Origin of the sequence: Mesonia aestuariivivens (genome assembly GCF_019311235.1) — a bacterium.
GTDB lineage: Bacteria > Bacteroidota > Bacteroidia > Flavobacteriales > Flavobacteriaceae > Mesonia > Mesonia aestuariivivens.
The window spans coordinates 58,927-71,018 of sequence record NZ_JAHWDF010000012.1; the positions used below are offsets into that span (position 1 = coordinate 58,927).

A 12,092-nucleotide genomic window follows, 5' to 3' on the forward strand; every position below is an offset into this window, starting at 1 on the left:
AATTATTGTTAAATATTAAGCAAAAATAGTTATTTTTATTATCTAATAAAATATAAAAATAAAAACAACACAATCCATAGAACATCTACAAAATGCCAAAATGTTGCACCGAGTTCTAATCCAAGCATTTGTCCTACTTTATAGCGTTGTTTAAAATGATTATAAATTAATATTGAAAGCACAATTAATCCTGCTGCAACATGCACAATATGAGCAACAACAATTAAATAAACGAAAGTTGTATTAATTGAACTTGCGCTTCCTGTAAAATAATAGCCTTCAGCTAAAATTTGTTTAAAGCCATGAAACTGTAAACCAATAAACAAAGCTCCAAGTATAAAAGTAAGCAATAACATTACTGTAGCATTTGTTCGTTTACCTTTAATCATTAAAGGCTTCACAGCATACATACAAATACTACTCAATAGAATTACTACCGTACTCCAAAGAAATGAAGATGGCAATTGAAAATCATTAATCCAATCTGGTCTATTTCTACTTACGATGTAGGCACTTGTGATACCTGCAAACATCATCCCCATGCTAATGATAGCAAACCAAAGCATCATTTTTTTAGAGCGTTTAATTTTTTCTTCTCCCGTACCTTTGGTTAAATCCATGTCCTAATAAATTTATCTAAAACGTAAATAATTTGTAGTAAAGTAATATATGTAACACTTGCAAACATTAATTGTTTTGCTGTTTTTTCATCTCTTTTTTTGTAAAGTTGAACAGCATACTTAAGCATAAGCAGCCCCAACAAGAAAATTAGCACTCCAGATATAGGTGTTAAATACAAAGAGCCTGTAGCTCCCGTTACCGGAACTAAAGAAATAATAATAGTCCAAATGGTATATAGTATAATTTGAACCGCAGTCCCTTTATCTCTTTTTCCTGTGGGAAGCATAAAAAAACCACCGCGTTCATAGTCATCATACAACCACCAACCCAATGCCCAAAAATGAGGAAACTGCCAAAAAAACTGAATCATAAATAAAGTTCCAGGTTCGATGCTAAAATGATTGGTTGCAGCGACCCAGCCTAACATAAAAGGAATAGCCCCAGGAAAAGCTCCCACAAATACAGACAAAGGAGTTCTTGTCTTTAATGGAGTATAAACAGCAACATAAAGCACGATAGAGACGGCACCAAACATAGCAGTAACTGGGTTTATAAAATACAAAACTCCCACTCCTACTACCGTAAACAAGATCGCAATAATTAAAGCTTTGGTAACAGACATTCTACCCGCAGGAATAGGACGATTTTTTGTTCTATTCATTAAAGCATCTAAGTCTTTCTCAATCACTTGATTAAAAGCGTTAGAAGCCCCCACCATTAAATAGCCACCAATAGCCAAAAGCAGAACGGTTACAAAATCTACTACATCTGCGCCCAAAAAATATCCTGCCACAGAAGAAAATACAACACTAACTGCAAGACGCATCTTAGTGATTTCTTTAAAATCTGAAGTTAAATTTACAGGAGTGCTTTCAGTCAAAACCTTATTCAATAGATATCTATTTTGCGCCTGCAAAGATAGGGTTAAAAACACTTTTTACAAGGCAGAAATTCAGGATATTATTCTATTTAACTTTTTAAAGATAAAATGAGATTTACAAATCCAGCTTCTTATCTGGATTAAATTGCTTTACAATACCACAACACTCAAATTATCACAAGGTTATAATATTATGAGTGTTTTAAAGCCTACAGTTATTAATTGTAGATTATTGTATATTTAAAACTATAAGCAAAGAGTAGTTCACCTTTACACTTTTACCATTTTGTTTCCCAGGTTTCATTGTTGGTAATAATTTTGCAACCCTAACCGCCTCTTTTTGGAGTTGTATACTTTTAGACCGTGCAACCACATCTATAATTTTACCATCTTTGTTTACCGTGAAATTCACATAAATTCTTTGTTCGCCATGCAATCCTAATTCTGACCCTAAACCATGATCAAACTTTCGTTGTACTAATTGTTTAATTTTATCTGAAAAACAATTTACTTTTTCATCTCGTGTTTTATAAATTTCACAACCAGGAAACACAGGAACTTCCGAAACAAAATTAATTCCTACTGGATTATTATTTTCAGGTTCAAAATCAATTTCACCGTCACTGGGATCTTCTAAAGTTATTTCTCCTTCTAGATTTTTTTTAGATTCTGAAGTTTTAAATAATTCATCTTCATTTAAATTATCGTTAGGTTCTGTTGGCAGCGATGGAGTTTCAGGCAGTTTAACCTTCGCCTTCTTCACTTTTTTTTCTTTTTCAATAACAACAGTTTGGCTAAAATTTTCTTCCAGCTGAAAGACATCATCATCAACTTTCTGCGCTTTATAAGATTTTATTTCTGTAGTATGTTCTATAAAAAATAGCGCTAATACTAATGCTACAATAAGCCCGATTTGAAGATATACGGAATTGCTTTTTAAAGTAGGTTTTTTGTTAAAATTCTTCATAATTATAAGTTTTAAAGTTTAAAATTATGAAGAATATCAGTTATTGTGCCAATTTTAATAATTAAAAAAGCCTTCAAGTAAACTTGAAGGCTTTTTTGAAACTATATAATAACTTATAGCTAATCTTGAACTTGAAAAACAATAGGTAAAGAATACAAAACTCCAACAGCTTTACCTCGTTGTTTACCCGGAATCATACTTGGTAACATTTTCACTACACGCTCTGCTTCCCTTTGAAGTCTAGGGTGAGGTGCTCTTGCTTGTACTCCTACAATATTTCCTTTGTTATCAATTTTAAATCTTACATAAACTCTATTCACACCACTTAATCCTAATTCTGAACCAAGATCTGTATTAAACTTATTGTTTACAAAGTCTTTAATTTTCTCACTCATACAAGCTTTACGCTCGTCATTAGTTTTATATTTCTCACAACCTGGAAAGATAGGCACATCTTCAATTGCGGTAAAAGGAACGTCTGCAATTGGCTCTTCACTAGGGGCTTCAGCTACTTCAGAAACCTCAACGATCTCAGGAGGCTCTTCTGTAACCTCTGTAGACTCTATCACCTCTTCTTCTATCTCTACATCATCCTCTACCACTTCAATAACTTCTGGAGCTGGTGGCGGTGGCGGTGGTGGCGGTGGTGTGTTTGGCGGCATCACCATGGTTACTTCTTCTTCTTCAGAAAGTTGATCAAACTGAACAACTTCTTGTTGTATCTCTTCTTTTTCGTATGTTTTCCATTCAATTGCTCTCCATACGAGAAGGAGCATTAGAGCAAGACCAAGTTGAAAGTATAGCACGCTATTCTTTCTCATGTCTTTTTTAGGATTTTTCTTTGGTTCCATAAATTGTTATTATCGGATTGCTAAAGTAATTATTTTTTATAAAAAATTAAATTATAATATGCTTTTAACTTTTTCTAGTCGTTTTCTCATTGATAAAATTAATAAAAAACCACTAAAAACACCTATAGAATTTGCTAGAACATCTAGACTATCCATAGATCTGTAATTTGTCAAGGTTCCTTGTAACACTTCAATAAAAATGCCAAAGGCTATAATTAACAAACAAATTATAGTTAAAGACTTCATTTGTACTTTTTTCCAATCTTTTTTACTAAAATAGTATAAACTCCATAAAATCATAATTCCGAAATAAGCTACTAAATGCATAACTTTATCTGAGTTATCGAATTTTGGAGTAGGCACATCTTTTAAATTAATAAGAGAAAATACAAAAATAAAAAGAGTATAAGCTAAAGCATATAAAAGCGATAGCTTAGGATCCAATAAGTGCTTTATAAGCTGCTTCATCTAAAAGATCATCTATTTCTGAGGGATTAGAAATTTTTATTTTAATCATCCAACCTTCACCATACGGATCTGTATTTACATTTTCAGGTTCGTCTTCTAACGACTCATTAAATTCAATTACTTCTCCTGATAGAGGCAAATATAAATCTGAAACGGTTTTTACAGCTTCAACTGTACCAAAAACCTCTTCTCTGTTTAATGTTTCATCTAAAGTTTCTACTTCTACATAAACGATGTCGCCTAATTCGCTTTGCGCAAAGTTGGTAATACCAACAGTAGCTACATCTCCTTCAATTTTAACCCACTCGTGGTCTTTAGTATACTTTAAATCGTTAGGAGCTCCCATATTTTATATCTATTAGTTGTTATTTATTAATTTCCAAAGTTATATCTCAACGTAATTCCTGACCTAATGGTTGTTTGCGGAAATGCTGTTGAAATTGCATATTCTGCAAAGGTATGATCATAATAGAAAATAGCTGTCAAATTTTTAGATAAAGCGTAATCTGCTGTGAAATTTATTGTCCAAATATCTTGACCCGCCGTGGTCTGACTATTATTAAGGTCCAAATATCGTATTATTGTTTCATTTCTCCTAAGGGAAATATCAGCTTTAAAGTTTAAATCGCTACTTAGTATTCTTGGCTGCCCTGCTAAACGCGTTGCTATTTTTAAATCTTTGATTCTATAGCCAAGTCCAAAAGTATATTGATTTCCTTGAGTTTCAGTTAATAAATTATTACTAAAGCTTAAAGACAGTGCTCTATCTTTTCTAATTTCTGCAAGAATTTTTACAGAACTTTTTAACTCCATATCTACTTTAATTAACGGAGAAAATTGCTCTACTAAATTTACAGTTGAAATAAAGTATTCATTTTTAAAGTTACCAGATTGGTCTTTATTAATTTCACTATAAGGTGCGGTTCTATTATAATCTAAGTTACTTTGAAACTGGTTTACATTATAAATTGAAGAATAGCCATGCTGCAAACTAAACCTTTTAAAGCGTTCTTTAAACCAGCCTATTCTCATTAGACCCGTATATTTTAAATTCCAATTAGGCAAAGGCGTACTTTTAGTAATGCCTAAACCAACCTTCGTTGGATCTTGATTTGTATAGGCTGAAACAAATGATGGCAGTAATACTGCTTGACTATTTTTACCAAATCCTTCAGGGTAACCTTCTGCATCTAAATTATCGGGATTATTTGTATCTATACCTGCTTCTTGCGCCAGCCTATTAGCAACCGTTAATCTGTTATTTCTAAATTGATCAAAAACTTCTGAAAACTCTTGTGTACTCTCACTAAACGCAGTACCTATCATCACATTAGTAATACTAAAATTACCGTAAGAATTTGGCGTTAGCGATCTATATTGTAAATCTTGCGGGTTTATACGATAATTCTCTGTATAGGTTTCAGAATATGTCCTGTTTGCGTTTAAATCTATAGTTAGATCTGGCAATAGGTCTAGTTGAGCTTGCAGCGTTAGTGTACGCATTTCATTTTCGGTATACTGCTCATTAAATTCTTGGTAGAGCGTTAACCAGCCATTTCTAGCTGCAATCTCTCTTACATCAGACTGGCTCCCAAATGTAAACCCTGTAGTTGGCTTTAATGTTCCTGCGAAACCAACATCGTTAGTATAGCCAGGTAAATACATACCGTTGGTTTCTTGATAATTTACAGTTAATCTTTTTACAGCCGTAGCCAAACCTATTAGAGTGTTGGTAGTCTTATCTAATGCTGATAATTTATCTGAATTACCTATCGGCTTTTTTTCTTGATTATCGCTTAATGAATTATCATTTCTAGAAAAACCAAGTCTATTTCCATTATTTACTGACCTCGACAATCTATTCTTAGGCTTACCTTTTTTCTTTAAACCTATATAATTATAGAGCGTCCCCATTTCTAGGGTTCCATTAATTTGATGAGTATTAGAATTTTGAATATCGTTACCTAAATCTGGAATATTTGGTAAACTTCTTCTAATTTCAGAACCTTTTTGCCATTGAAAATTACCTGTATACGAATATTGTGTACGCAGAAATTTTAAAACAGGTATCTTATCAAAAGGCACATCATAGTTTAACTGTAAACTCTGATAGTGTTGATTAGGCTGCCCCATATCAAAAAAACCATCCCAAACCCCTATGGAATTGTCTTGCTCATTTTCATCATTTATATAATTTCTAACAATACGATTGTTAGCAGAATTAAATGTAAATCTCAGTGATTCCGTTAGATTATGATTTACTGTATATTGCCAATCAAACGTATAATTTCTCTGATATAATTTAGGTAAACCTAATGAACCCGGTGGTAAATTAATCTCTCGATAAACCTGTTCATTATATTGTCTGGTAATGTTAGAGCTTGCTGAAAGACTTGTAGGTAATAAATTTAAATTGAAATCTTTAATAGCTCTAAAATACTCACTACTATCTAAATATTTAATATTCTTAAATGGCTCTAATTTAAATGGTCTAAAACCATAATCGTAAGTTGCCCCCACATTCACATTTTGATCTAGCGCCTCTTCAATTTTAAAATCACGGTGATCTACCTGATTATATGTTCCCGAAAAAGCAAAGTTTTCAACATCATATGGCATTGGTTTTCTTTCTTCTTGGTTTTCTGGCGTCACCCTATCTTTTCTTAAACCTATAACACTTACACTCTGTCTTCGAGTATAATCTTCTGCGCGTTCTCTTAATTCATCTTTTCGGGCTTCACTTTGTGTATTATCAAGTAAAGTTTCTAACTCTAGATCTAGATATTCAGGATCATATTGTGGCGTAATTAATTCTTCCCCTCTACTATAGCTTAAAGGAACATTTACGCCCCAATTTTTGGGTAGTAACTGCCCTACGTTTACATTTGTCGCTATATCATATTGTTTTAAGTCTTCTCTACTTCGCTGGTTAGGTCCTTGCTCAATAGAACCAAAGCCAACGGTGCTTCTTCTACCGGTTGCTGAAAGATTAGCAAAATCGGCAAGATTAGTATCCATATTTACAACTGCTGCCCAACCTCCTTGATTTTTAAGCTCTGATAAGCGTAACTCATTAAACCAAACTTCTCCAGATGCATTGGTTGTTCCTGAATTTTTAACACCCAGCATCATAAGACGTATATTCCCAAAACTAGGATTTCCTTTAATACCTACTCTCAACTCACCTGTATTACTGGTATTTGAAGGTTGTAAGTCTGAAGTAAAAAAGTTTAAATCGCCACTATTATAACTATTATTACCTATAATTATAGATTTAATTTCTTGCAGAAGTGACAAGGGTAGGTTTAAATCATTAACCTCTGGCCAAACATCTCGTGGGTTATTTGTATTTAAATCACTTACCGCTAAAGGAATTTCTATTTGATAAAAGTTATCAGTTACATCGGTTCCCATTCTTATAAAGGCCGTAAGCTCTCCATCTTGAATATTAGCTGTTGGTGCTGGTAAACTTTCTGCATGCAAAAACATTTCTAAGTTTTCATACTGACGCATATCTACTTGAAAGTTTTTATAAACCGCACGGGAATCGTTAGGTCTTAGTCCTTTTACTGTTAAAGATAGAGACTGCTCATCTTCTCTAATGGTTTGATTATTATTCACCAATTCTTCTCTCACAACTCCTGGAGGCGTCACATAATCTGAAGTTTGTTCTGTACTCACCGCTGTAACCTCTAATACTGTTCCTGGCGTATTATCTGGATCTGAACCGTCAGGCAACAAAGCCTGATTGTATCTTCGATAATCACCTCTTACTAAGTTTAATGCCCCAAAACGTAATACTACATCATCTTCAAAACCAGAAAGAAACATTCTCATAAATCTTACAGAACGTAAATCTGCAATACCATTTACAGCAAACTCACTATCTGTTCTTAATGGCACTTTATATTGAACCCATCTTACTGGAATTTCCTGTCCGTTTTGCATGGTTGTATTTAATGTTTTTACATCGGTAATATAATCTTCATTAATCCCTGCAATTGAACTTGTATTGTTATCTACACTCATATCTCTAAAGACAGGAACCTCATATTCAAAGTAACTATCAATAGTATTCATGGTGTTATCTCTATTTACATCTTCAACAGAAGGAACTGTACTATTCCCTCTATTATTTTGACCTACTTCTGTAGGTGAATTGCCCTGGGTACCATTATAAAGTAGATACCTTTCTAAAATACCACCATCTCGAGCTAAATAATATTCATAATTATCGTTAGAAGGGTCTTCGAGGCCTGCGAAATTTGGAAACAGGAGACTCTCATCTTCATCGCTCAAACCATCTAAGCCTATATCTTGATTTGTTCGTTCTTGCCCTTCAGAATCAAAAGCATATACTAAAGACTGATTAGAAGGTACTCGACCAAAAGCGGTTTCTAAAGTTCCTTCTGCAGAACCATTAGCTGGCAATCCATTTTCATATTGCTTTCTTCCATCTTTTAAGACATCTTCAGAAATACTTCCTAAATTGAATGTTATTCTACCTTCATCTATATTTAAATTTTCATCATAGATAAACGGATCCATCACCCAAAACTCGATAAATTCGACATTAGATTGTTCAAAATTTGTAGTGGTTATTCCACGCATAATTCCCCCGAAATTATCTTCTGGACTAGGCAATGTATTTCCTCCAGCTGCTGCTGGATTAAAATTATATTGACCTCGCTGTCCTGGATAATACGCCATATCTAAGGTATAGATTACCTGAGGTTGGCCTTGAACAATATCTGTATTTGGATAAATTTCATCGATAAACACACGTCGTGTGGCGTAAGTAGATAAATCTTGATCACTCAAACCACTGGGGCGCTGGCTGGTATAAAAAATTGGATCTATTGTATACCAGTTTAAATGCGCTCTTTTATAACCTGACGCTAAATCGTTATTTGTTAATTCACCTCCAAACCCTAAGGGAGCACTAGACAATGACCAAGACAAAGGCGTTAACACAGATATTGAAGTTTGCGATGCCTCAAAATCATCTATGTAACTGGTGGCTTTTCCGTTAAAATTATCTGCTTTTGGAGAACCTGGCTGAAGAAAAGCAAATTCACCACGTACAGAAAAATTAGACTCTACATCGGTATCTATATTAGGTAACTTATTCACTAATCTTGTAAAAAAAGGAACCTCTGTTGAATAATTTAAATTAAACCCATAAATAGAGTTATTAATAGGCTCATAACTATAATTTGCTTTTTGAGTTAACGGTCTTTCATTTAGATTTACATACGTAGCTCCAATCAAGAAATTCTCATTGAATTGATGCTGAATATCAATACCCGTAAAACGTTTGGTTTGTTGCCCAAACATTGCATTGTTTTCTGTGGAAACTTGTATAGGTGTATCTGAAGCTAATAATGCTTCATTTAAAATCTTAACTCTACCTAGCTGATAATCTACCGTAAAATCCACTCCCTCTTGAAGTACACGCCCACCTGCAGTAACGGTTACCGAACCTTGCGGAACATTAAACGCTCCAATAGGAATCCCATCTTGACCTGAAGATTTATAACTTCCTTTTAATTGAAATTTATTCTTCTGGGCTTGCTCTTGTTCTGCCTGTGTTTTGGTTGTTTTATATAACGACCTAAATACATATTTTGTTTGGTTATCGTTATAAGTATTTGGATTGTTATAATCTTCTGTTCCTCCGTTAGGATTATTATCTAATTTATTAAATAAATATTCTCCAAAAGGCTCTACTGTGGTGAAGATTATACGTCCGTTTTCTACATCAATAGTTTGTTGTGGAACAAAATCGAAAAAGCCATCTCCTCCAACAACGGGATCATTATTTAAGTTTAAGTTATCCAAATTAAAGACTCGTAAAAGGTTGGTTTGCTCTACATCACCAGGCAAAGGAGTAGCGCTTCCTTCAGCAGAAGAAATATAGTTTAAAGGTTGCGGATCTGTATAAAGAATATTAAACCTAAAATCTTCTCGCTCTAATTGATACGCTCCTAAACTATAGATGTTTTTCATCATCAAATCCCAAATTGGCTCATTAACGTTAGTGACTGGGCTTTTGAGCATTTTCACTACCAAGTTTTGATTAACCGCCACTTGATCGTTAACATTATTTGGGTCTGCACCTTGTCGACTTGTAGTCGCCTCTACTCCGTCATTCGCAAATTCACCAACCTGAAACACTTGACCATTTACTGTGTATTGGTATGCTATTGCTAAAATCTCATCATTAGTAATACGTTGTTGTAATGAAATATACCCTAGTTGTGGGTGTAACGTATATTCTGTAGGTTGAAGTTGTCTCGCATTCTCTAATTTAGCATAATCTACGCCTTCATCAACATCGCTAGAATTTAAACCAAAACCTTGATCTACCGTAGAGATATCTCTAATTGCAGCAGTTAAAACAGTTTGTTGAGGACCATTTATTCCTAAGGGGTTAAAATCGTTATTGGCATTACTTGGATAAGCACCTGCAGTTACATTAAGAAATCCAGAAAAGGCAGGGTTATTACTAGGGTTACCATCTGCATCTCGCAAAACTCCCACATTCTCAGGTGTAGATTCACCTAAATCTTGAATAGCAACAATATTTCTAGCGTTAGTTAAAGCCTGTGTATTATTAGTTCTATTGGTAACCCAAATCTGAACTCTAGTTACCTGAATATTACTCGTAATAAACGGATAATTTTGCAAGGCTTCATTATAATGATCTCTAAAATAATGTGATAAAAAGAAATGTTTATTTTCATCATAATCTAAAATAAACTTTTCAAATTCTTGCACTGCACCACCACCTTGAATATTTGTAGTTTGACGCTCAGAATTCTGCTCAGAAAAAACACCAGTAATAGTCGTTTTACCAAACTGCAATTGTGTTTTAACACCAAATAAACTCTGAGATCCTTGTATTAATGAATTATTGATAGGCATACTTACGTTACCCACCTCTATTTTTCTAACAATATCATCTTCGGTTGGTGTGTATTCTAATTTAATCTGATTTTGAAAATCGAAGGTAGATTCTGTATCGTAATTAAATGCGACCTGTAAGCGTTTCCCTACTTTTCCCAACATACTCAAACTTATACGCTGTTCAAAATCGAAAGTTAAACTTTGCCTATTTCTTGGAGAAAGTGATGGATTATCTTGTTTTGAATATAATAACCCTAGATCTACTTCTACAGAACCTTGCGGAATTAACTCAATCTCAGAGCCTCCAAATACAGATTCAAAAAACTGATTATCTACATAAAAAATAGGTAATAAATTTCGTTGTTGTTCTTCAGCATCTTCATCTCTACCAGAAACCGCATTAGATTTTTGTTTAAAATAATCTTTCATTTGCTGCTCTAATACTAACTCTTGAAACTCTTCTCGAGTTAGCACCATAGGGTAAGAAACATTTACATCACCTATCATTTCGGTATATAAATAACGGTCTAAAGTAGGATCATAAGTATATTTACTAACAATACTATTAGGGTTTTGCATTTTAATTTGCCCTAATTTATATCCTGTTTTAGTTGAATCTTGCGCTGTGCTATTTTCTTCCTCCTGAGAAAAAACACCAACGGTTGCCATAAAAAAGGTAATCGCAAAAAAAGAAAAATTAAAATTGAAGAAGTTATTTTTTCTCAAGATATTAAAGATTTTTTAAAGCAAGCTTTATAATTGTTTCTACAGAAGCTTCCGCATCATTTTTAATAATTCTAGTGACAACTTTTTCAGATTGCTTTCTGGTATAACCTAAGGTTTCTAAAGCAGATAACGCTTCATCTTTATAGGTATTGCGTGAAGACGTTATAATTTCATTAACATCTTCAGTAAATTCTGATAATTTATCTTTAAGATCTATAATAACTCTTTGTGCTGTTTTAGCACCAATACCTTTTACACTCTGAATCACTGCCACATCTTCTTGCGTGATCGCCTCTACTACTTGCCCCGGGGTTAAAGATGACAGCATAGTTCTGGCGGTACTTGCCCCAATACCCGAAACAGAAATTAACTTTTTAAATATCTCTCGTTCAGATTTCTGCATAAATCCAAATAAGATTTGTGCATCTTCTCGCACTTGTAGATAGGTATAAATAAAAATACTTTCTTCCGCAGCAATTTGAGAAAATGTGTGTAATGAGATATTTAAAAAATATCCAACACCACCACATTCTACTGTAATATCTGTTGGATTTTTTTCAACTAGCTTACCTCTTAAGTGTGCAATCATTGGTTAAGTAAAAGTTAAAATCCCTCAAATGTAGGAAAATTATTTACATACCAAAATTCACTTCTTTAGTTTAACACGTTC

8 protein-coding genes are annotated in these 12,092 nt (G+C 33.6%); all 8 read right to left on the reverse strand.

Annotated features, from left to right (window positions below; translation table 11 throughout):
* Window positions 1-38 precede the first annotated feature (38 nt).
* Complete coding sequence (locus KW502_RS11590) at window positions 39-620, reverse strand: cytochrome c oxidase subunit 3 (protein ID WP_219040720.1); 582 nt, start codon at window positions 618-620, stop codon at window positions 39-41.
* Window positions 611-1,513: a heme o synthase gene (cyoE, locus tag KW502_RS11595; RefSeq protein ID WP_219040721.1), complete on the reverse strand. Its 903-nt coding sequence runs from the start codon at window positions 1,511-1,513 to the stop codon at window positions 611-613. The genes KW502_RS11590 and cyoE overlap by 10 nt, the downstream gene beginning before the upstream one ends.
* Window positions 1,514-1,730: 217 nt before the next feature.
* Window positions 1,731-2,468 (reverse strand): energy transducer TonB, encoded by a 738-nt coding sequence (locus KW502_RS11600; RefSeq protein WP_219040722.1) that lies wholly within the window; start codon window positions 2,466-2,468, stop codon window positions 1,731-1,733.
* Between the two features lie 119 nt (window positions 2,469-2,587).
* Window positions 2,588-3,319, reverse strand: coding sequence for an energy transducer TonB (locus KW502_RS11605; RefSeq protein WP_219040723.1), 732 nt, complete (start codon window positions 3,317-3,319; stop codon window positions 2,588-2,590).
* A gap of 51 nt (window positions 3,320-3,370) precedes the next feature.
* Window positions 3,371-3,787 carry a VanZ family protein gene (locus KW502_RS11610; RefSeq protein ID WP_219040724.1) on the reverse strand — a complete coding sequence of 139 codons (417 nt, stop codon included), beginning with the start codon at window positions 3,785-3,787 and terminating at the stop codon, window positions 3,371-3,373.
* Window positions 3,753-4,133, reverse strand: coding sequence for a glycine cleavage system protein GcvH (gcvH, locus tag KW502_RS11615; protein ID WP_219040725.1), 381 nt, complete (start codon window positions 4,131-4,133; stop codon window positions 3,753-3,755). The genes KW502_RS11610 and gcvH overlap by 35 nt, the downstream gene beginning before the upstream one ends.
* A 26-nt stretch (window positions 4,134-4,159) precedes the next feature.
* Window positions 4,160-11,365: a T9SS outer membrane translocon Sov/SprA gene (gene sov / locus KW502_RS11620; protein ID WP_219040751.1), complete on the reverse strand. Its 7,206-nt coding sequence runs from the start codon at window positions 11,363-11,365 to the stop codon at window positions 4,160-4,162.
* 61 nt (window positions 11,366-11,426) lie between these two features.
* Window positions 11,427-12,011, reverse strand: coding sequence for a Holliday junction branch migration protein RuvA (gene ruvA, locus KW502_RS11625; RefSeq protein WP_219040726.1), 585 nt, complete (start codon window positions 12,009-12,011; stop codon window positions 11,427-11,429).
* Window positions 12,012-12,092: the final 81 nt, after the last annotated feature.

Excerpts from the sequence above, each read along its gene's own strand:
- sov (WP_219040751.1), bottom strand. The coding sequence starts at position 11,365 with ATGGCAACCGTTGGTGTTTTTTCTCAGGAGGAAGAAAATAGCACAGCG.
- KW502_RS11600 (WP_219040722.1), bottom strand. The coding sequence starts at position 2,468 with ATGAAGAATTTTAACAAAAAACCTACTTTAAAAAGCAATTCCGTATAT.
- gcvH (WP_219040725.1), bottom strand. The coding sequence starts at position 4,133 with ATGGGAGCTCCTAACGATTTAAAGTATACTAAAGACCACGAGTGGGTT.
- ruvA (WP_219040726.1), bottom strand. The coding sequence starts at position 12,011 with ATGATTGCACACTTAAGAGGTAAGCTAGTTGAAAAAAATCCAACAGAT.
- KW502_RS11605 (WP_219040723.1), bottom strand. The coding sequence starts at position 3,319 with ATGGAACCAAAGAAAAATCCTAAAAAAGACATGAGAAAGAATAGCGTG.
- KW502_RS11590 (WP_219040720.1), bottom strand. The coding sequence starts at position 620 with ATGGATTTAACCAAAGGTACGGGAGAAGAAAAAATTAAACGCTCTAAA.
- KW502_RS11610 (WP_219040724.1), bottom strand. The coding sequence starts at position 3,787 with ATGAAGCAGCTTATAAAGCACTTATTGGATCCTAAGCTATCGCTTTTA.